The following is a 20,973-nucleotide window of genomic DNA, read 5'->3' as shown; positions in this document are numbered from 1 at the left end:
TCCGTTCGATGGCGGAGTGGAATTTATGCGACATATGGCGACCAGCGTGAGAGTCCGCGATCGGTTTCATAAAATGTTGCCGCAACAATTATGATTAATGCAGTGCATCCTACTGTCGAAGTGCGTATTCGATTTGCTGGTATGCATTCGATTTGGGCAGATTAATACCTTGTTGTGAATAGGTGCCGATGATCGTCCCATCGAAGATTTCGACCTGTGCCGGAGGTGTCCGCGGCACGGTCGGTATATCCGGAGGGGCCATGCGGTTCTCCAATTTGTCCTTGATGATGAAGGTCGTCGTCCTGCTGCTCACCCTCGGCACGACGGCATTGCTCGGCGGTGGCTTCGGCTCCTGGACGATGATGTCGATCAGCGACGGCTACACCGCCCTCCTGAAGGGACCCGCCGACGCCACGATGCAGATCGCGCGGGCCAACCGTGCCCTGTCCGACGTCCTCGCCGCGATGTACCGCAACGCCGCGTCGACGACCGCCGAGGCCAATGCCGCCGCCGTGGAGGCCCGCAAGAAGGCCGAGGCGAACTTCGCCAAGTTGATCGGTCTCGCCTCCAAGGACGTACCCGACATCGCCGACGAGCTCGCCGCCTCCGCCGCCGAAGTCGACGCCGCCATGGCGGGACCCTGCGGCAAGGCGATCCAGATGTCCAACAGCACGGACCCCGCCGAAAATGCCAAGGCACTCGACGTCATCGGCAACGAATGCGCGCCGCAGCTCACCAAGACCCAGACGGCCCTGGTCGGCTTCAACGACAAGCTGATCGCCGGTCTGAACAAGGAATCCGCCGACTACGCCGCCACCGCGCAGGCCAGCGCGCTGAAGTCGCTCGGCGGTGTCGCCCTCGCCACCGCCCTGGTGGTCGCGCTCGCGGTCTGGCTGATGCGCTCCGGCGTCACCGGCCCGCTGACCCGGCTGCTCGGCACCATGCGCCACCTGCAGGACGGCGACTATGCGGTGACCGTCGAGGGCCGCGAGCGCCGCGACGAGATCGGCGCCGTTGCGACCGGCCTCGAGGCCTTCCGCGAGGGTCTCGCCGCGGCCGAGGCTCAGCGCCGTGCCCAGGAGGCGGCCAAGGCCGCCGAGGCCGAGCAGACCCGCGCCCGTGCCGCCATGGCCGAGGCCTTCGTCGGCCGGATGCAGGAACTCGCGGCCTCCTTCGCCGCCTCGTCCGGCGAGGTCGCCGGTGCCGCCCGCAACCTGTCGGCCACCGCCGAGGAGACCTCGCGGCAGGCCCAGGCCGTGGCGGGCGCCGCCGAGGAGGCGTCGAGCAACGTCCAGACCGTCGCCGCCGGTGCCGAGGAACTCTCCGCCTCGATCCGCGAGATCGGCGGTCAGGTCGAGAACTCCAGCCGGATCGCCCGCGAAGCGGCCTCCGAGGCCGAGGCCAGCAGCCGCAACGTGCAGGCGTTGTCCGCGGCCGCCCAGCAGATCGGCGAGGTCGTCGAGCTGATCTCGAACATCGCCGCGCAGACCAACCTGCTCGCCCTCAACGCCACCATCGAGGCGGCGCGGGCCGGCGAGGCCGGCCGCGGCTTCGCGGTCGTCGCCGCCGAAGTCAAGGAACTCGCCAACCAGACCGCCAAGGCGACCGACGAGATCGGCCGCAAGATCGGCGAGATCCAGACCGCCACCAACACCACGGTGGACTCGATCTCCCGCATCGTCCGCACCATCGGTACGATCCAGGAGGCCTCCTCGGCGATCTCCGCCGCGGTCGAGCAGCAGGGCGCGGCGACCGGCGAGATCGCGGCCAACACCCAGCGCGCGGCGACCGGCGCCAACGACGTCACCGGCAACATCGCCGGCGTCGGCACCGCCGCCGAGATGACCGGCTCGGCCTCGACCCAGCTGATGAGCCTGTCCGACCGCCTCAACCAGCAGTCGTCGACGCTGCAGCGCGAGGTCTCCGACTTCGTGACGCGCCTCAAGGCCGCCTGACGGGGGCGACAGACCGGCGAAGGACCCGGAAACGAAGAGGCCCCGGCCGGAGCGATCCGGCCGGGGCCTTCTGGTTTCGGAGCTCGGTATCAGACCAGCTCGAACCAGCGCATCATCTCGCAATCCTCGTGTTCGAGGATGTGGCAGTGGAAGGCGTACTTGCCGGGATAGCCCTCGAAGCGGCCGATCAGGCGGATCGTCTCGCCGGGATGGAGCTGCCAGGTGTCCTTGACCACGCCCGGCCCCTCGGCGCTGCCGGCGGCCGGCGTGCCCGGCGGCGAGATCCGGCCGAGCAACTGCATCTGCGCGAGATGGACGTGGACCGGATGGGTGTCCACCGTCTCGTTGGTGAACTCCCAGATCTCGACGTCGCCGGCCTTCACCTTGAAGGGCAGCGGGTCCGACCACTGGATCTTGCCGGCCTCGTCGCGGATCGCCGGGGTGAAGCCGCCGGCGTTGACGCAGATCGCGGTGCCGGTGTTCGTCGCCTCGATCAGCGTGAAGCGGCGCGTCGCCTTGGCTGCGCTCTCGGGGATCTTCTCGAGGTACTGCGAGGTGGTCCAGCGCGTCTGCTGCGGTACCGACGGCAGCACCGTGCGCAGCTTGGTCGGCAGCGCGGCGGTGTGGCCGTAGGCCGAGCCGACGCGAAAGGCCATCACGTTCTCCGGCACCGCCGCGTTGCCGCCGCCCGGATAGGGCGCCGGCGCCAGCCGGTTGACGAGGACGATCCCCGCGCCGGGCCTGTCGCGCTGGAAGTCGGCCACGATCTCGACGCGCTCGCCCGGCGCGAGCCGCACCGACGTGCGGATCTCCGGTGCCGGCAGGAGGCCCTGGTCGGACGCGATCTGCGCGAAGGCGCGGCCGTCGGCGAAGGCGAGGTCGAGGAACTTCGAATTGCAGCCGTTGACGACGCGGAACCGATACTTGCCGCGGGCGACGTCGAGGTAGGGCCAGACCTTGCCGTTGACGACGTTGACGTCGCCGAAGAACTCCGGCGCGAGGTCGAGCGGGTAGGAGATCCGGCCGAGGCTGGTCAGCATCCGGTCCTGCACGATCAACGGCACGTCGTAGGCGCCCTTCGGCAGCGGCAGGGCGTTCTCCCAGCCGTCCTTGATCACGTAGGCGCCGGCGAGGCCCATCATCACGTTGAGCCGGGTGATGCCGAGCGCGTGGTCGTGGTACCAGAGCGTCGCCGCTTCCTGGAAGTTCGGGTAGAGGTAGGGCTTGGTCGAGCGGCCCGGCAGCACGATCTCCTCGGGCCAGCCGTCGGCGTCCGGCGGCACGCGGCCGCCGTGGAGATGGGCGACGGTGCGCGCCGCGTCGGGGCTGGTGCCGCCGATCCCCGGCCCGTGCGCCGCCGCGAAGGCCGGCGACCACAAGGGATGCGGCGCGTTCGGCAGGCCGTTGACCCATTGCACGTAGAGCGGACGGCCCGAGACCGCCGAGATCGTCGGCCCGGGATAGCTGCCGTTGTAGCCCCACACCGTCGAAAGCGGCAGGTCGCGGTGGAAGCGGTGAGCCAGCGTGCCGACCGTCATGCGGTAGACGTCCGCGGTCGGGTAGGGCCCGACGAGCGCCTTGCCGACGGGCTTTGCCGGCGGCGGCACCGGCAGCCGGTCGACGAAGGGCGTCAGCCCGGCGGCGGCGACGGCCGGACGGCCGCCCGGCAACGCCCCGGCCATGGCGGCGCCCGCCGCGAGCGAGGTACCCGCGAGGAAGCGCCTGCGCGTGATGGTCATGATGTCGAATTCCCCCCCGGCCCCGTGTCACGCCGCATCGCCCGGAAACATAGGGAATTGATTAAAATCTGGCAACAATTCGAGTCGATTTCGTACAAATGTCATACGAGATCGTCGGAATTGGGGGCAGGAGCACCCGCCTTCGTGCGCTCAACCGGCCACCAGCCACTTCGGGTCGAACCAGCGGTCGGCCGGGCCGTCGTAGGGCAGGCGATTGATGTCCCAGTGCCGGATGTGGCGGGCGTAGACGTCCCACACCGGCGGGCCGCCGCCGACGTAGACCACACGGTCGGGAAAGCGCGACAGCACCTCCTCGGGATCCTCGTGCGAGCGGATCACCACCAGCGTGCGGTCGCCGCGGGCGAAGTCCGGGATGGCGCCGATCGTCTTCGGGCCGGCGATCAGCACGTGGCCGCGGGTGATGTCGAAGAAGCGGGCGACGTCGGCGACGAACTCGGGCCGCTGGTCGCCTTCCCACGGCAGGTGACCGTGGAGACCGAGCTGGCCCGAGAGACCGATGGCGCAGATGGAACGGACGTCGGGCACGGGTTCTCTTCCTCCTCGGACGGGGGTTCCTTGAAGCACATCCCCCGCGGACGTGGGAAGCGCGGAACGCGGGGCGGGCGCATGCCGTTGTCGCACCGAAGGGAACGGCGGCGTGTCCGTTCCCGCGAGATCCGGAGCGTCCCCATGTTCGCCGCCCCCGCTTCCTTCCGCACCGCCCGCCGGACCACCGTCCTTCCCGCCGTGCTCTCCGCGATCGGCAATGCCGCGGGCCTGACCATCGCCCTGTTCGCGGCCTGGGCCTGCCTCACCGTCGTCGGCATGGCCGCGGTCGGCGGGCTCGCCAGCTTCGCCGGCGACCCGCTCGTCGCCCGCCTCGGCGACCGGATGGCCCTGATCGCCCTCCTGCCCACCGCCGCGATCGCCGCGCTGGCGCTGCTCGACGGCTGACGCGCGGGGAAGGGCTATCCAAGCGGGACCGGGGACGGGATAGTCGGAACGGACCGACCACCGCCGAGGAAGCCCCGCGCATGACGCAGCCCGACGCCGAAACGCTCGCCCGCATGATCGACGCCGGCCAGGGTCGCGTGCCCGCCGACCTCGTGGTGCGGAACGTCCGCCTCCTCGACGTCATGACCGGCGCGGTGACCGAGACCGACGTCGCGGTGGTGGCGGACCGCATCGTCGGCACCCACGCCTGCTACGACGGCATCCGCGTCGTCGACGGCCGCGGCCGTTTCTGCGTGCCGGGCTTCATCGACACCCATCTCCACGTCGAATCCTCGCTGGTGACGCCGTTCGAGTTCGATCGCGGCGTGCTGCCGCACGGCGTCACCACCGCGATCTGCGACCCGCACGAGATCGCCAACGTCGTCGGCACCGAGGGCATCCGCTACTTCCTCGCCGCCGCCGAGCGCACGGTGATGGACCTCAGGGTCAACCTGTCGTCCTGCGTGCCCGCCACCGACTTCGAGACCTCCGGCGCCCGGCTCGGCGTCGAGGACCTCCTGCCGCTCGCCGGTCATCCCAAGGTGATCGGCCTCGCCGAGATGATGAACTTCCCCGGCGTGCTCGCCAAGGCGCCCGACGTGCTCGCCAAGCTCGCCGCCTTCCAGGGCCGCCACGTCGACGGCCACGCGCCGCTGCTCGGCGGCCTTGCGCTCAACGGCTATCTCGCCGCCGGCATCCGCACCGACCACGAAGCCACCACCGCCCGCGAGGCACGCGCGAAGCTCGCCAAGGGCATGGCGATCCTGATCCGCGACGGCTCGGTCTCCAAGGACTTGCCGGCGCTCGCCGAGGTGCTCGACGAGAACACCTCGTCCTTCGTGGCGCTGTGCACCGACGACCGCAATCCGCTCGACATCATCGAGCACGGCCATCTCGACGGCATGATCCGGGCGCTGATCGCCCGCGGCCGGCCGCGCCACCACGTCTACCGGGCTGCCAGCTGGTCGGCGGCGCGGATCTTCGGCCTTTCCGACCGCGGGCTGGTGGCGCCCGGCTGGCGCGCCGACTTCGTGCTCGTCGACGACCTCGACCGCTGCGACGTCACCGACGTCGTCTCCGCCGGCCGGCTGGTCGAGCCGGCGTTGTTCGACGCCCGCGAGATCGTGCCGCCGGTCGGCCTCGGCTCGATGCGGGCGCCGGCGGTCGGCGCCGCCGACTTCCGGATCGACGCCCGCGGCAACGCCGGGCCGCGTCCGGTGATCGGCGTCGAGGCCGGGCTGATCATCACCCGCCGGCGCGAGGCGGTGCTGCCGGTCGAGGACGGCGCGGTGCGGCCCGATCCGGCACAGGATGTCGTCAAGGTCTGCGTCGTCGAACGCCACGGCAAGTCCGGCTCGATCGGCCGCGCCTTCGTCCACGGTTTCGGGATGCGACGCGGCGCGATCGCCTCCTCGGTCGGCCACGACAGCCACAACGTCACCGTGGTCGGCGTCGACGACGCCGACATGGCGCTGGCGGTCAACCGCCTCCAGGCGATCGGCGGCGGTTTCGCGGTCGCCGAGGGCGGCCGCATCCTCGCCGAACTGGCGCTGCCGGTGGCCGGGCTGATGAGCCTCGAGCCCTTCGCGGTGGTGCAGGATGCCCTCGTGGAACTGCGCACGGCCGCGCGCGCCCTCGGCTGCACGCTGCCGGAGCCCTTCCTCCAGGTCGCCTTCCTGCCGCTGCCGGTGATCCCGCACCTCAAGATCACCGACCGCGGCCTGTTCGACGTCGACGCCTTCGCCTTCGTGGAGGAGTGATGCCTTACAGTGGTCCGCGGACGCCGAGGCCGCGGCGGACGACGCGATCGTAGAGATAGTCGACCTCGGCGCGGGCGGCCGGCGTCAGACCGGCGCCCGGCCGGCGCTGCGCGTCGGAGGCGATGACGCCGCGGCGGGCGAGCACGTGCTTGCGCACCGCGAGGCCCGCGGCGGGCTGCTGCTCGTAGCGGATCAGCGGCAGGTGGGCGTCGAAGAGGTCGTGCGCCTCGTCGCGGCGGCCGGCGCGGGCGAGGGCGACGAGGTCGACCAGCATCTCCGGGAAGGCGTAGCCGGTCATGGCGCCGTCGGCGCCGCGCTCGGTCTCGAAGTCGAGGAACAGGCCGCCGTTGCCGCACAGGATCGAGATCCGCCGCATCGTGCCCTCGGCGGAGAAGCGGCGCAGCGTCGAGATCTTCTCGAGGCCGGGCCAGTCCTCGTGTTTCAGCATCACGCAGGACGGATGCGCCGCGACGATGCGGCGGATGACGCCCGGTGCGATCACGACACCGATGATCAGCGGATAGTCCTGCAGCACGAAGGGCACGTCGTCACCGATCGCGGCGACCGCCTCGGCGTAGTAGCCGACGATCTGGTCGTCGGTGCGCAGCGCCGGCGGCGGCGCGATCATCACGCCGGCCGCACCCACCTCCATCGCCTCGCGGGCGAGGGCGCGCATCGCCGCGAAGCCGGGTGCCGACACGCCCACCACCACCGGCACGCCGGCCCGGCCGATCACCGTGCGCGCGACCGCGAGCGACTCCGCCGGCTCGAGCTTCTGCGCCTCGCCCATGATGCCGAGGATGGTGATGCCGTCGACGCCGGCGCCGACGTAGAAGTCGGTCAGGCGCTCGAGCGACGGCAAGTCGAGCGCCCCGTCCGGGTGGAACGGCGTGGCGGCGATGGTGAAGACGCCGGATGCGGTCTCGTCGAGGGCCATGGCTGGGTGTCCGGAGGCGGGGGAGGGCGGGCGTCCAGGGAGCCGCCGCGGGCGGGGTTGTCAAGCGCCGCGGTGCGGCGGCCTGCGGGAACGCATGGCTGTCGGCGTGGTTGTCCGGATGAGCGCAAGGGGGGCGGCTCCGCGACGGGCGGGGTCCGGAGCCGCCGACGATCGGCGTCAGCGTTTCCGCATCCGGTCCCCGTCCCACGAAATCGACACGGGTCGGTCAGAATTCCGAAACGAAGGGCTGGCATTTTGTGCGCTGCGGTGGTGCACTGCGAAGGAAGGTCACGTCCACGCCCGCACCGTGGCGTACGTCCTCCCCAGATCGGCCCGACCTTCGGCACCTGGTTCCAACCGGCCCGCATAGACGAGAGGAGCGACTTCGACATGCAGGCCAGCAAGAGCACGCAGCGGACCGTGGTCCGCGTCCTCGCCGCCCTCGCCGGGACGGCCCTCCTGTTCTCGCCCTTCGTCCTCGGGCTGACCGCCGCGACCGCCGCGGCGTGGAGCGCCTGGGCGATCGGCTTCGCGATCTTCGCCGGCAACATGTCGATGGCCGTCGACGACCGCCGCCGGCCCGACGTCGCCAACCTGGCGCTCGGGGCCGCGGCGATCGTGGCGCCGTCGCTCGCCGGCTTCTCGGACGAGCCGGGTGCGCTGTGGATCCACGGCGTCACCGGCCTCGCGACGCTGTCGCTCGGCGCCTACGCCCTGTGGGCGCTGGTCGCCCCGCGCCGCGGCGCCGCCGAAGCCGCCTGATACCGAGCTCGCAAAGTTCCGACCTGTGGTCGGAGCTTTCCGGGCGAGGAGCGCCCGACCGGGCGCCGGCCTTATGGCCGAAACCTCGCAAATTCCCGACGAGTCGGGAGTTTGCGAGACTGGTATGAGTCGCCGCCGCGGTCCGCGACGGTCCCGAACGCGAAAGCCCCGCGCGAGCGATCGCACGGGGCTTGCGACGTTTCGTTTCGCGGGCGGGTCAGCCCGCCGCCATCAGCGCCTCGAAGCGGGCGAGGGCGTCCGGATCGAGGGCGCGCGCCGCGTCGCGCGGCACGAACACCTTGAACATCGCCTCGCCGTTCCCGTCGAGGAACCACACCGAGCAGGAGCGCCGGCCGTGGAACGGTCGGTCGACCAGCGCGATCGCCGCGCAGGCCTCCTTGCGGATGTGGCCGCCGATCGGGCTGTCGCCGTGGACGTTGAACCAGCCGTGGCCCTCGCTGCCGGCGGGAAGCGACCCCTTCACCTCCAGCACCACCGTGTCGGTGTGGACGATGAAGAGCACCTCCCGCCACGTGCCGAGCGCGGTCCAGACCTCGCCGAAGCGGTCGGCGGCGAGCAGCACCACCTCGCCGGAGGGCATGGCGGCGAGTACGTCTCGCGGGCTGACGCCGACGTCGCGGGCGATCGCCTCGACGATGCCGTCGGGCTTGGCGGCGAGCGCCGCCGCGAGCCGTTCGGCGCGCGTGTCGGCCGGTGCGGCCGGTGCGGCCGAGGCGGCCGCGCTCACGCCGCGGCCTCGTCGCTGCGGCGGCCGTCGCGGTCCTCGACCAGGATCACCTCGAAGCCCTCGAAATGCGGGCCGCCGAGGTAGTTGACCTTGGTCTCGCCGGCCCGGGCGTGGGCGGCGCGGAACTGCTCGGACTTGGTCCAGGCGAGGAAGTGCGCATGGCTCTCCCACACGGTGTGCGAGGCGTAGAGGCGGTGGTCCTCGGCGAGCGGGCCCTTGAGAAGGTGGAACTCGAGGTAGCCCGGCACCTCCGAGAGGCGGCGCTCGCGCTGGCGCCAGACGGTCTCGAAGGTCTCCTCGTGGCCGAGGGCGACGCGGAAGCGGTTCATGGCGATGTACATGGGACGATCCTCCAGTTGGAAACGGATCAGCCGCCGAGGCGGGCGTCGAGGGTGAACATGACCGAGAGACCCGGCGACGGGTCGTCGTTGAGGTACTCGGTGTACTGGACGTCGAAGACGTTCTTCACGTCCAGCCCCAGCGAGAGATTCTCGGTGAGTTCGTAGGACGCGAACAGGTTGACGAGGTTGTAGGCCTTGCTCGGCGAGGTGCCCGAGGGCACGTCCTTCTGGCCGGCGACCCACTCCCACTGGCCGCCGACGGTGAGCGCGTCGTCGAGGAAGCGGAAGCCGAGGGTGCCGACCACCTTGTCGGCCGGCACCGAGCCGAGCGCCTCGCCGGTGTCGTCGTCCTCGCCGTCGGTGTGGGCGTAGGTGAGGCCGGCGAAGGCCCGGCCCATGTCGTAGCTCGCCTCGAGCTCGACGCCCTGCAGCGTGGCGCTCGACACGTTCTGGTACTGGTAGGTCAGGCCGGTGCCGGGGACGAAGCCGACGCGGCCGTCGATGAAGTCGTCGACCGAATTGTGGAACCAGCCGGCCTTCAGGCGCAGGGCGTCGCCGGCGGTGAAGAGGTCGTCGCGGCGGAAGTTGACGCCGACCTCGAAGTTGTGCGCGGTCTCCGGCTTCAGGTCCGGGTTCGGCAGGAACACGAAGCCCGGATGCGGGCCCGACACCAGCGTCTCGGTGATCGACGGCGCGCGGTAGCCCTCTGCATAGGAGCCGTAGAGCTCGAGGCCGCGGGCGGCGGTGCCCTCGAACGGCGTGACGCCGACCGCGAGCTTCGGCGACAGGCGGGTGCCGTCGCCCTTCACGGCGTTGCCGTCGGCGTCGTCGCCGTCGAAGTCGTAGCCGTCGAAGCGCAGCGCGCCGGTCAGCTTCAGCCAGTCGGAGAAGGCCATCTCGTCCTGGACGAAGGCGCCGTAGACGGTGCGCTTGCCCGACGGCGTCGACACCGCGCCGGTGCCGCCGGCGACGTCGCGGGTGTCGACGTCGTCGGAGAACAGGTCGGCGCCGACGGTGACCGCGTGCGCGATCGGCCCGGTGTCGAAGCGGGTGGTGTTGGCCGCGTCGAAGCCGAAGGTGCCGACGTCGAAGCTGCGCTCGCGGCCGGCGTTGGTGCCGAAGACGTATTCCTCGGTCTTGTCCGTGCCGGTCCAGTAGCCCGAGACGTCGAAGTCGAACCACTTGTCGTCGGGGTTGTCGTAGCTCCACTTGGCCGCGGCGACCTGGTTGTAGACGGTGCTGTCGTAGGCCGAGGTGGCCGAGGCGGAGCGGGTGTAGTCGACGTGGTTGCCGAGGTAGGACGCGGTGACCTTGTTGAAGTCGTTGATCTGCATCTCGGCCTTGAGCAGGCCGTCGAAGTCGTCGTGCGGGGAGCCCGTGATCGGCTCGCCCTCGCCGTCCTTCAGCGTGGCGCTGCCCTTGTAGGAGAGGGCGCCGAGCACGGTGAACTGGTCGCTCAGGCGGTAGGCGCCGCGAAGGCCGGTCCGGCGACCGTCGCCGTTGGTCTCGTAGGAGGCGCGCGACTCGATCGCCCAGGTCTGGCCCTCGCCGAGCAGGTCGGCGGCCGACAGGCTGTCGAAGGAGACGACGCCGCCGATGGCGCCGGAGCCGTAGACGTTGGCGATCGGTCCGCGCACCACGGTCGCCTTGCCGATCAGGTAGGGGTCCGGCAGGAACACGCCGGTGGTGCCGTGGCCGTTCTGGCTGAAGTTCTGGCGCGCGCCGTCGACGGTGACGGCGACGCGGCCGGAGTCCTGCAGGCCGCGGATGTTGAGCAACGTGCTCTGGTCCGAGCCGTCGGTGGCGACCGCGACACCCGGGACGGCGGCGAGGAGGTCGGTCGCGCGCCGTGCCGAGGCCGTCGCCGGCTGGTCCGGCCGGACCACGCTGACGCCGCCGAGGGCTTCGATCGGGGCTCCCTCGGTGCGGTCGACCGACAGCGTGATGGTGTCGAGCGTGATGGTGCCGTCGTCCTGGCGGCAGGGCTGGCCGGCCGGGCACTCGACCGCCGGTTTCGCCGCGGCGCCTCCGGCTTCCTGCGCGAGCGCACCGGAGGCCGGCAGCGTCAGCGCCGTGGAGACGAGGAGGGTCAGGCGAAGGATCGGCGTTCTGGACATGGCTCCCCCATGGCCGCGGATCACGATGGACGCGCGGACCGGTGGCGCGACTGGCGCGCAAGACATTCGAGACTTTGGCGGAATCGGATCGGCACGATGGCCGTTCCGCGACCGGCCCTTGCGTCCATATTTAAAGCTGAGTATGGGAGTCAAGTTATTTGTTGCGAACGCCTCGCAACATTGGAACCGTTCCAAACCGCGCAACTGGCCGCCCCTCCGCCGGCGCGGCCCCGTCAGGAGACGCCTCGATGCCGCCCCGTCCCTTCCGCGCGCCGGCTCGTGCCGCCGCTCTCGCCCTCGCCGTCGTCGCCGCCCTGCCGGCGGCCGCGGCCGAGCGGATCGTGTCGATCGGCGGCGCCGTCACGGAGATCGCCTTCGCGCTCGGCGCCGCCGACCGCGTCGTCGCGGTCGACAGCACCAGCACCTTCCCGGCCGAGGCCGACGGGCGGCCGGACGTCGGTTACATGCGGCAGCTCGCCGCCGAGGGCGTGCTGTCGGTCGCGCCCGACCTCGTCCTGCTCCAGGCCGGCTCCGGCCCGCCCGACGCGCTGGCGGTGATCCGCGCCGCGGTGAAGGTTGCCGACGTGCCGGAGACGCCGAGCGCGGCCGGCATCGGCGACAAGATCCGCGCGGTCGGCACGGCGCTCGGCAAGTCCGCCGAGGCCGAGGCGCTCGCCGCCGACGTCGCCGCCCGCTTCGCCGCGCTGGAGCGCGAGGTGTCGGCGTTCGGCGAGCGACGGCGGGTGCTGTTCGTGCTGTCGATGTCGGGCGGGCGCATCGTCGCCGGCGGCCGCGACACCACCGCCGACGCCGCCATCCGGCTCGCCGGCGGGATCAACGCCGCCGACGGCTTCTCCGGCTTCAAGCCGATGGTGGACGAGGCGGTGATCGCCGCCGCCCCGGACGTCGTGGTGGTGATGAACCGCGGCGACCACGCGCTCGCCCCCGACGACGTCTTCGCGCTGCCGGCCTTCGCCTCCACCCCGGCGGCGGCCGGCAAGGCGCTGATCGCCATGGACGGGCTCTACCTGCTCGGCTTCGGCCCGCGCGAGCCGGAAGCGGTCCGCGATCTCGCCGCCGCGCTCTACCCGGGCCGGATCGCGCCCGCGACCGCGACGGTGGCGCCGTGACCGCGGTGGCCGGCCGTTTCCTCGCCGCCGCGCCGCCCGGCGACCGCGGCCGCCGCGGCCTCGTCGTGGTGCTGCTCGCGGCCGTGCTGGCGCTCGCCGCGGCGCTGGTCTCGCTCGCCGCCGGGCCGACCGGCGTCGGCCTTTCCGACCTCTTCGCCTGGCTCGCCGGCGACGCCGTTTCCGAGCGCGACCGCCTGATCCTCGAAGCGGTGCGGCTGCCGCGCGCGGCGCTCGGGGCCATGGTCGGCGCCGGGCTGGCGGTCTCCGGCGCGATGATGCAGGGCCTCTTCCGCAACCCGCTCGCCGATCCCGGCCTCGTCGGCGTCTCCTCGGGCGCGGCGACCGCGGCGGTGGCGGTGATCGTGCTGGGCGGCGCGCTTCCGGCGGCGCTGCCGGCGTTCTTCGGCCCCTATCTGCTGCCGACCGCGGCCTTCGCCGGCGGCCTCGCCAACACCGCGCTGCTCTACGCCCTAGCCACCCGGGGTGGGCGCACCGACACCGCGACGCTGATCCTCGCCGGCATCGCCGTCGCCTCGGTCGCCGGGGCGGTGACCGGCCTGATGCTGTTCATTGCCGACGACGCGGCGCTCCGCGACGTCGCGTTCTGGAGCCTCGGCTCGCTCGGCGGCGCCACCGCGACCAAGGTCGCCGCGGTCGCGCCCTTCGTGATCGGCGCGCTCGCCGCCACGCCCTTCGCCGCCCGCGGCCTCGACGCCCTGCTGCTCGGCGAGGCCGAGGCGGTCCACCTCGGCGTGCCGGTGGAGCGGCTGAAGCGGGTGGTGATCGTGGCCGTCGCCGCCGCCTCGGGTGCCACCGTGGCGGTGACCGGCGCGATCGGCTTCGTCGGCATCGTGGTGCCGCATCTCGTCCGGCTCGCGATCGGCCCCGGCCATCGCATGCTGCTGCCGGCCTCCGCCTTCGGCGGCGCGGCGCTGATGCTCGCGGCCGACGCGCTCTGCCGGGTCGTCGCCGCGCCGGCGGAGCTGCCGATCGGCATCGTCACCGCCGCGATCGGCGCGCCGGTCTTCCTCGCCATCCTGCTCGGCCGCTCCGGCGCCGACATTCGAGGGGAATGAAGCCATGATCACCGCCACCGGCCTTTCGCTCGACCGTGCCTGCCGCCGCGTCCTCGACGACATCTGGGTCGAGGTCACGGCCGGCCGCGTCACCGTCGCGGTCGGGCCGAACGGGGCCGGCAAGTCGACGCTCCTGAAGGTGCTCAGCGGCGAGCTCCGCCCGGGCGAGGGCACCGTGCTCCTCGGCGACCGCCCGCTCGCCGGATTCGGCCCTCGGGCGCTTGCGCGCCGCCGCGCCGTGCTGCCGCAGCACGGCGCCCCGACCTTCCCGCTCACCGTGCACGAGATCGTCGCGCTCGGCGCCCGCGCCGCCGGCGAGCGGCCGGCCGAGGCGGTCGAGCGCGCGCTCGCCGCGGTCGGCCTCGCCGGCTGGGGCGGGCGGTCCTACGCGAGGCTCTCCGGCGGTGAACGCCAGCGCGTCCAGTTGGCGCGGGCGCTGGCGCAGGTGCCGCGGCCGGTCGGCGACGACGGCCCGCGCGCGCTGTTCCTCGACGAGCCGACCTCCAACCTCGACCTCGCCCGCCAGATCGAGGTGCTGGAGGCCGCCCGCCGCTTCGCCCGCGGCGGCGGCGCGGTCTTCGTGGTGCTGCACGACCTCAACCTCGCCGCCGAATTCGCAGACGCCGTGGTGGTGATCGCCGCGGGCCGGATCGTCGACCGCGGCGCGCCGACCCCGGCCCTGTTCGAGCGCGTCGTCGCCGACGTCTACGATCTGCCGGGCGCGGCCTCGCGCATGCCGGCCTTCGGCACCGCCTACGTGCTGCCGCAGGCGCGCGCCGGTGCGCGCCCGGCGATCGGACGGTAGGCGCGCCCGTCCCGTCACTCGATCCGGAAGCCGCGCTCGGTCAGGAAGGCGCGGAGCGCCTCGGGAAAGGGCCGCTTCACCCACTGGTCGTCCGGGCAGGGCGAGGTCGCGACGGCGCAGACGTCGACGCCGTCGTCCTCGCCGGGCCGGTATTCCCTCTCGAACCGCCTCCAGGCCTGACGGCCCTCGCCGACGCGGGCCTTGGCGGCGATCCAGCCGGCCCACCAGCCCTTGCCGGCCTCGTCCGCCGCCGGCGCGTCGGCCTCGAGGTCGGCGAGAAAGGTTCGGTGCGCCTCGAGGAAGCGCGGCTCGGCCGAGACGTCGCGGACCTCGCCGCCGACGACCGCACGGATCGTCAGCGGCGCGAGGCTGCAGGCGTAGCAGTCGAAGGCGTAGAGGAAGTCGTTGTCGCGTTCGTGGAACTCGGCCTCGCCATCGCCGTCGAGGTCGTCGAAGGCGCCGCCGTCGCCGTCCCACTGGCCGAGGTCGACGACGCGCCAGCGCCCATCGGCGTCGCGGTCGGCGACGGCGAGCGCGGTGCAGCAGTGCGCGCCGCCGGTGAAACTCGAGAACACCGCCTCGGGGCCGCGGTTCGACGGGTCGATCTCGACGAGGGTCGCGGTGCCCTGCGGTTCGTCCATGCCCGCTGGCTCGCCGACGTGCTCCAGCAGCACCGCGCCGCCGGCCTCGATCCGGAACACCGGCGCGGGCGCCTCGTAGTCCTCGATCTTGCGGGTCTCCATGTGGAGCGTGACGGCGAAGTCCGCCGCCGAGAGGCTCGCGGCCGTGGCGTGGGTGCCGAGCTCGGCCGTCGCGGTCCAGGCCGCGGCGGGCAGGGGGGCGAGGAGGAGCGGGGCGAGGAGGATTGCGAGATGGCGCAAGGACGGGATTCCGGTGGGTCGGGCGACAATCCTATGCGGCGGCCTCGTAAAGGAAAACGGGTGCGGATGGCAGGTTCGGCGAAGATTCCTTAACCACCGACTCGCAAACCCGGCCGCCGCTCCGCGTCGCGGCTGCTTTCCGTTGCGCCCCGTTAACACCGCCAAGTTCACGGTGGTCACCTGTCATCGGGGGTGTCGTGATCATGCGGTGGGTTTCGACTTTGCTCTCGGCGCTCGCGCTGACGGCGGCGGGTGTCGGCGGGGCGGGCGCGGCGGATGCGGCGCTGCGGGCGAAGGCGCCCGAGGCGGCCGCGATCGAGGCCACGGTCGCCCGTCGCGGCGAGGTGCCGATCATCGTCGAACTGCGCCGGCCGGCCGCGGTCGCCGCGGTGGCCGCCGACGCGCCCGCGGCGATCGCCGCCACGCGCGCCGCCGTCGACGGGTTCCTCGCCCGTCACGTCGGCTCCGCCGCGGCCGCCGCCGCCCGGACCGACCTCCGCCGCCCGGTCAAGCGGATGACCTACGTGCCGATGGTGGCGCTGACCGCCACCGCCGCCGACCTCGCCCGCATCGCCGCCGACCCGGCGGTTGCGCGCGTCCATCCCGACGTCGCCGTGCCGCCGACGCTCGCGGAGAGCGTGCCGCTGATCGGCATCCCCACCGTCTCCGCCACCGGCCAGACCGGCCAGAACGCCGTCGTCGCCGTGCTCGACACCGGCAGCGACCTCGACCATCCCTTCATACAGCCGAAGATCGTCGGCGAGGCCTGCTTCTCCACGACGTCGGCGCAGTCGCAGTCGCTCTGCCCGAACGGCTCGAACAGCCAGAGCGGCACCGGCGCCAGCGCCGCCTGCGATCCCGCGGTCGGCGGCTCCGGCTGCAACCACGGCACCCACGTCGCCGGCATCGCGGTCGGCGCCGCCGGCGTCCCGGGCGCGCCGCCCCAGGGCGTCGCCGCCGGCGCGGGCCTGCTGTCGATCCAGGTATTCAGCTATTTCCCCGGCCAGGGTGTGCTGTCGTGGTCGAGCGACCAGATCGCCGCGCTCGAATACGTCTACGCCCACCGCGACGACTTCTCCGGCCGCAAGGTCGCGGCGATCAACATGTCGCTCGGCGGCGGCGCCTATTCGGCGAGCTGCCCCGAGAGCCCGCTGACCTCGATCGTCGGCACGCTGCGCAGCGCCGGCATCCTCACGGTGATCGCCGCCGGCAACAACGGCTACGACACCCAGATGAGCTCGCCGGCCTGCACGCCGGGCGCGCTCTCGGTCGGATCCTCGACCAAGACCGACGAGCGTTCGAGCTTCTCCAACGTGTCGTCGATCACCACGGTGTTCGCGCCGGGCTCGTCGATCAACTCGTCGGTGATCGACGGCTACTCGATCTACAACGGCACCTCGATGGCGACGCCGCACGTCGCCGGCGCGGTCGCGGTGCTGCGTTCGGCCTTCCCCGACGCCACCGCCGACCAGATCGTCGACGCGCTGGTTTCGACCGGCAAGGCGGTCTCGACGCCGGTCGGCGCCAAGCCGCGCATCGACGTCGCCGCGGCCTTCGTGGCGCTCGGCGCCGGTGGCGGCGGCGGTTCGGGTCCGACGAGCAACATCTCGGTGTCGCCGACCGACGCCGTCACGATCGCCCGCACCGGCACCACTTCGGACATCACCAGCTTCGGCATCACCGTCGCGGCGGTGTCGGGCAAGCCGAAGTGGAAGCTCACGGGCACGCCGAGCTGGTTGAAGGCGAGCCCTACCAGCGGCACGGCCACCACCGCCGGCACCACGGTGAAGTTCAAGGTGAGCCTGCCGCGGACCCAGACCGAGACGCTGACGGGCACGCTGACTTTCACCGAGGTCGGCGGCAGCGGCGACCCGATCGAGGTGCCGGTGACGCTGGACCTCGTGGCGCAGACCCTGTCGGTCACGCCCGCGAGCGACGTCGAGATCACCAACACCAACGGCGTGACCGTGACGCCGGCGAGCTTCGACGTCGTGCTCGCGACCAACGTCGGCGCGACGCCCTACAAGATCACCGGCCTGCCGTCCTGGCTCCGGGCCAAGGCGAAGAGCACGACGGCGACGCAGGACGGCGTGACGATCACCCTGACGCCGGTCGCGTCCAAGGGCATGTCGGACCAGAGCGCGACGATCACCTTCGCCCAGACCAGCTTCAGCATGGCGACCGCCACGCTGAACGTGATCAACCACTACGTCGAGCAGACCCTGACGCCGACGCCCCAGGCCGACACCACCGTCACCTGGAGCGACTCGGAGACCTTCTCGCCGAGCGTGATCCCGATCACCCTGGTCACCAGCGGCGGCGAGGCGACCTGGACCATGACCGGCACGACGTCCTGGCTGATCGCCGACCAGAAGACCGGCGTGACCGACGAGAACGGCACCACGATCAACCTCACCGTCGCTCCGCCGTCCTCGCTCCGGCGCAACCTGACGACGACGCTGAAATTCCAGATCAAGGGCGTGCGCAAGTCGGTTTCGGTGCCGATCGTGCTGACCAAGCGGCCGTGACGGCGGCGGTTCGGCGCAGTTTCCGTTGACGGAAATCAAGGCCCGCCGGCGACGGCGGGCCTAGTCTCGTAGCCGGATCAGAACGGACGGGACCGCCGTCCGCGACCGACGAGGAGCGCCCGATGTCCGACCTGCCCCGCCACCTCCACCGGGTGAGACTGGAACTCGCCCGCACCAAGGGCTTCCCCGACGGGTCGAGCGCCCACGGCTACGAGTTCGTCGCCCCGCTCGACGCCGAGGGCCGGCTCGACCCGGCGCTGTGGCGGACGACGCGCGAGCGCTGCCGGGTCCGCCGCTTCTGGGCCGGCGACGACGACGACCTCGGCCGCCTGGAGCTCCGGCGCGGCAACTGGTTCTTCCACTACGACCCCGAGGCCGACGAGGACGACGAGGCCGGCTACAAGCTCGCCCAGCACACCTTCAACATCGGGGACTACGTCTCGATCCGCGACGACGACGGCGAGCTCCACACCTTCCGCGTGGTGGCCGCGGACGCCCTGCCGGGCTGAGGCCGCCACGAGGATACGCCGGGTGGAACGGACGAGGGCCCGGGAGCGACGCTCCCGGGCCCTCGAATGTGCCCGTCCAGGTTCGGAACCGCGCGTCAGGCCGCCATCACGTTGGTCAGGAAGCGGTCGACCGCGATGCGCAGGCGCTCGCTCTGCTCGTTGACGTCGTTGGAGACGGCGAGGACCTGGGCGGCCGACTGGTTGGTCTCGCCGACGACCCGGGTCAGCGCCTGCGCCTCCTGGGCGACCGAGCGGGTGCCGTTGGCGGTGCGCTGGGCGTTGCTCGAGATCTCCTCGGTGGCGCGGCCCTGCTCGACCACCGCCTCGGCGATCGCCGAGGTGGATCGGTCGACGTCGGACATGGTCTCGGTGATGGTGCGGATCGCCTGGACCGCCTCGCCGGTGGCGCCCTGGATCGAGGCGATCTGCGAGGCGATCTCCTCGGTCGCCTTGGCTGTCTGCGAAGCCAGTTGCTTGACCTCCGAGGCGACCACGGCGAAGCCGCGCCCGGCCTCGCCGGCGCGGGCGGCCTCGATGGTGGCGTTGAGGGCGAGCAGGTTGGTCTGCTCGGCGATCGCCTTGATCAGGGCGACGACGTCGCCGATCCGGTCGGTGGCGCGGGCGAGGCCGACGATGATCGCGTCGGAGGCGCGGGCGTTCTCGCCCGCCTTGTGCACGACCATGGTCGCGGTCTCGGCCTGACGGCTGATCTCGCCGATCGAGGCGGCGAGTTCCTCGGCGGCGGCGGCGACGGTCTGCACGCCCGAGGACGCCGCCTCGGACGCCTCGGCGGCCGTGCCGGCGCGGCCGGTGGCCTCCTCGGCGATGGCGGCGAGGGCGCGGGCGGTCGCCTCCATCTGGTCGGCGTTGCCGCCGACGGCGGCGACCAGCACCTCGATCTCCGCACGGAAGTCGGCGATCAGCGCCTCGATGCGCTCCTGGCGCGCGCGCCGGGCCGACTGCTCCGTTTCGGCGACCTCGGCGAGGCGGCGGCGCTCGATGGCGTTGTCGCGGAACACCCGGACCGCCTTCAGCATACCGCCGATCTCGTCGCCGCGCTCGGCGGCGTCGATGGCGACGTCGGTGTCGCCGGAGGCGAGCCGGCGCATGGCGGCGGTGACGCCGGTGATCGGCCGCGAGATGACGCGGGAGAGGCCGAAGGCGACGGCGAAGGCGAGCGCGAGCGCGACGCCGACCGCGGTCAGCATCGCGGTGACGCTGGCGCTGCGCTCGGTGCCCGCCGCGGTGGCGCGGTCGTCGACCACCGCCTTGATCGCCTCGGCCGCCGCGGCCGATGCCGTGCGGGCGGCCTTGTGCGCCTCGTCGAACGCCTTGCTGGCGGCGACCAGCTGGGTGAAGGCCGAGCCGAAGGACGTCGCGGCCTTGCCGGCGTCCGGCAGGCCGGCCGCCTTCATCTCGGCGATCTTGGCGGTTATCTCGGTCTTCAGCGTGCTGACGGCGAGCTTGCCGCCGTCGGAGGGTGCGAGGCGGTAGTTCATCGTCTCGATCGACAGCTTGTCGACGAGGCCGCCGAACACGATGCCGAGGTCGCGCACGGTCTCGGCCTTGGAGCGCTCGGCGTCCTGGATCTCCTTGGACCGACCGGAGGCGCCGGCGACCGTCTTCTGGTTGGCGCCGAGCGTGTCGGCGAGCTGGAGGATGCTGGCGAAGGCCTTCGCGGCCTCGGCGCGCTTGGCCTGGATCTCCGTCATGTCCTGCGATTCGGCGATCTTGCGCATCACCGCGGTCACGGCCTTGACCTGGTCGCCGAGCTGCTGGGCCGTCGCCTCGACCGTGGTGCCCTTCGCGGCCTCGACGATCTTCTGCGCCGCCTGTCGCAGCGTCGGCAGCGCCGCGCGGACGGCGGTGAACTCCTTGGCGTCGGCGGTCGCGAGATAGTTCGACAGCGCCAGCGACGCCTTCAGGCTGACGATCTGCGCCTGGGTGGCGAGGTCGAACACGGCCCGGGCGCTCTCGTAGCTGGCGCCGAGCTCCTCGGCCGCGGTCTTGGCCGTGTTCGCCTTGGCGAGGGCGGAGGTCTCGATCGAGCTGCCGAGCTGGCGCAGGTTGGCGAGCGCGCCGGTCAGCCCCTTGGCGGCGGCGTCGATCTTCGACGAGGCGCTCTCCAGTCCGGCGATCGCCGTGCCGAGACCCTCGACCGCCGCGACCGGTGCGGCGAGGCGCGGATCGGAGGGGTCGCCGAGCCCTGAGAGACCGTCGCGGGCCTCGGCGAGCTTGGCGCGGATGTCGGCGACGATGGCCGCGTCGCGGCTCTCGAGGAAGGCGTTGACGCCGTTGCCGGCGTCGTTGACGTCCGCGAGGATGGCCGCGGACCGGCTGGTCATGTCGACGGCACGGCCGAGGCTGTCGAGCCCGACGAGGCCGACGCCGCTGACGGCGGCGGCCACCAGCGTCAGCGTCAGCACGCCGGCGCCGATCTTGAGCGCGATCGAACGGTTGGCGATGATCCCTGAAAACTTCATGTTCCTGTCGTCCCCGACCGCAGTCGACGGCCTTCTGGCCACTCCCGCGCCAAAGATCGGACATGAAGGGTGAACGGATTGTTGAGACGCGATACGAAAGACGGAGACAATCTTAGGCAGAGATCGGGTCCGATCGTCAGAAGAGCTCAGTAAATCGATCGTTGTACGGAGGGGCGGCGTGACGCACAGGTCGGGCGGACCGTGACAAC

The 20,973-nt window shown here is 72.0% G+C and carries 17 protein-coding genes; 9 read left to right on the top strand and 8 right to left on the bottom strand.

Going from position 1 to position 20,973, the window contains the following annotated elements; all coding sequences use genetic code 11:
• Positions 1-260 precede the first annotated feature (260 nt).
• Complete coding sequence (locus EDD54_RS17365; protein ID WP_133674029.1) at positions 261-1,955, top strand: methyl-accepting chemotaxis protein; 1,695 nt, start codon at positions 261-263, stop codon at positions 1,953-1,955.
• 89 nt (positions 1,956-2,044) lie between these two features.
• Here the strand turns inward: EDD54_RS17365 and EDD54_RS17360 are convergent, their stop codons facing one another.
• Entirely contained in the window at positions 2,045-3,694 is a 1,650-nt protein-coding gene (locus tag EDD54_RS17360) for a multicopper oxidase family protein (RefSeq protein ID WP_126538554.1), read from the bottom strand.
• A gap of 150 nt (positions 3,695-3,844) precedes the next feature.
• Positions 3,845-4,240, bottom strand: a complete 396-nt coding sequence (locus EDD54_RS17355; RefSeq protein ID WP_126538552.1) for a diacylglycerol kinase — start codon at positions 4,238-4,240, stop codon at positions 3,845-3,847.
• Positions 4,241-4,384: 144 nt separating this feature from the next.
• Between EDD54_RS17355 and EDD54_RS17350 the strand changes: the two genes are divergently transcribed.
• Both EDD54_RS17350 and ade read left to right on the top strand, forming a co-directional pair.
• The gene (locus tag EDD54_RS17350; RefSeq protein ID WP_126538550.1) at positions 4,385-4,648 is read left to right on the top strand and encodes a hypothetical protein; all 264 of its coding nucleotides are present in this window, start codon (positions 4,385-4,387) and stop codon (positions 4,646-4,648) included.
• An 80-nt stretch (positions 4,649-4,728) separates the two neighbouring features.
• On the top strand, positions 4,729-6,447 hold the full coding sequence (ade, locus tag EDD54_RS17345) for an adenine deaminase (RefSeq protein ID WP_126538548.1): 1,719 nt from the start codon (positions 4,729-4,731) through the stop codon (positions 6,445-6,447).
• 4 nt (positions 6,448-6,451) lie between these two features.
• Here ade and EDD54_RS17340 read toward each other — a convergent pair whose 3' ends face one another.
• The gene (locus EDD54_RS17340; protein WP_126538546.1) at positions 6,452-7,384 is read right to left on the bottom strand and encodes a dihydrodipicolinate synthase family protein; all 933 of its coding nucleotides are present in this window, start codon (positions 7,382-7,384) and stop codon (positions 6,452-6,454) included.
• A 390-nt stretch (positions 7,385-7,774) separates the two neighbouring features.
• Between EDD54_RS17340 and EDD54_RS17335 the strand changes: the two genes are divergently transcribed.
• Positions 7,775-8,146: an SPW repeat domain-containing protein gene (locus EDD54_RS17335; RefSeq protein WP_126538543.1), complete on the top strand. Its 372-nt coding sequence runs from the start codon at positions 7,775-7,777 to the stop codon at positions 8,144-8,146.
• 217 nt (positions 8,147-8,363) lie between these two features.
• Here the strand turns inward: EDD54_RS17335 and hutX are convergent, their stop codons facing one another.
• Genes hutX through EDD54_RS17320 form a run of 3 tightly spaced genes read right to left on the bottom strand, consistent with a single transcriptional unit; the run spans position 8,364 to position 11,352 of the window.
• Positions 8,364-8,894: a heme utilization cystosolic carrier protein HutX gene (gene hutX, locus EDD54_RS17330; RefSeq protein ID WP_126538541.1), complete on the bottom strand. Its 531-nt coding sequence runs from the start codon at positions 8,892-8,894 to the stop codon at positions 8,364-8,366.
• Positions 8,891-9,235 carry a heme-degrading protein HmuQ gene (gene hmuQ / locus EDD54_RS17325; protein WP_126538539.1) on the bottom strand — a complete coding sequence of 115 codons (345 nt, stop codon included), beginning with the start codon at positions 9,233-9,235 and terminating at the stop codon, positions 8,891-8,893. The genes hutX and hmuQ overlap by 4 nt, the downstream gene beginning before the upstream one ends.
• Positions 9,236-9,261: 26 nt before the next feature.
• Positions 9,262-11,352 carry a TonB-dependent hemoglobin/transferrin/lactoferrin family receptor gene (locus tag EDD54_RS17320; RefSeq protein ID WP_165644932.1) on the bottom strand — a complete coding sequence of 697 codons (2,091 nt, stop codon included), beginning with the start codon at positions 11,350-11,352 and terminating at the stop codon, positions 9,262-9,264.
• A gap of 248 nt (positions 11,353-11,600) precedes the next feature.
• On the opposite strand from EDD54_RS17320, the gene EDD54_RS23260 reads away from it, so the two are divergent.
• The 3 genes from EDD54_RS23260 to EDD54_RS17305 are packed head-to-tail and all read left to right on the top strand — an operon-like array spanning position 11,601 to position 14,363.
• Positions 11,601-12,482: a heme/hemin ABC transporter substrate-binding protein gene (locus EDD54_RS23260; protein WP_126538535.1), complete on the top strand. Its 882-nt coding sequence runs from the start codon at positions 11,601-11,603 to the stop codon at positions 12,480-12,482.
• A complete protein-coding gene (locus EDD54_RS23255) occupies positions 12,479-13,558 on the top strand; it encodes a FecCD family ABC transporter permease (protein ID WP_126538533.1) in 1,080 nt (359 codons plus the stop codon). The genes EDD54_RS23260 and EDD54_RS23255 overlap by 4 nt, the downstream gene beginning before the upstream one ends.
• A gap of 4 nt (positions 13,559-13,562) precedes the next feature.
• Complete coding sequence (locus EDD54_RS17305) at positions 13,563-14,363, top strand: heme ABC transporter ATP-binding protein (RefSeq protein WP_126538531.1); 801 nt, start codon at positions 13,563-13,565, stop codon at positions 14,361-14,363.
• 14 nt (positions 14,364-14,377) lie between these two features.
• On the opposite strand, the gene EDD54_RS17300 is transcribed toward EDD54_RS17305, so the two are convergent.
• Entirely contained in the window at positions 14,378-15,244 is an 867-nt protein-coding gene (locus tag EDD54_RS17300; RefSeq protein ID WP_126538529.1) for a hypothetical protein, read from the bottom strand.
• A gap of 203 nt (positions 15,245-15,447) precedes the next feature.
• Between EDD54_RS17300 and EDD54_RS17295 the strand changes: the two genes are divergently transcribed.
• Together EDD54_RS17295 and EDD54_RS17290 are read left to right on the top strand one after the other, a co-directional pair.
• The gene (locus tag EDD54_RS17295; RefSeq protein ID WP_126538527.1) at positions 15,448-17,772 is read left to right on the top strand and encodes a S8 family peptidase; all 2,325 of its coding nucleotides are present in this window, start codon (positions 15,448-15,450) and stop codon (positions 17,770-17,772) included.
• Between the two features lie 122 nt (positions 17,773-17,894).
• Positions 17,895-18,281, top strand: a complete 387-nt coding sequence (locus tag EDD54_RS17290) for a hypothetical protein (protein ID WP_126538525.1) — start codon at positions 17,895-17,897, stop codon at positions 18,279-18,281.
• Positions 18,282-18,376: 95 nt separating this feature from the next.
• Here the strand turns inward: EDD54_RS17290 and EDD54_RS17285 are convergent, their stop codons facing one another.
• Entirely contained in the window at positions 18,377-20,764 is a 2,388-nt protein-coding gene (locus EDD54_RS17285) for a methyl-accepting chemotaxis protein (RefSeq protein ID WP_126538523.1), read from the bottom strand.
• Positions 20,765-20,973 lie beyond the last annotated feature (209 nt).

The organism is Oharaeibacter diazotrophicus, assembly GCF_004362745.1.
Lineage (GTDB): Bacteria > Pseudomonadota > Alphaproteobacteria > Rhizobiales > Pleomorphomonadaceae > Oharaeibacter > Oharaeibacter diazotrophicus.
This window is presented reverse-complemented; position numbering and strand designations above follow the sequence as displayed.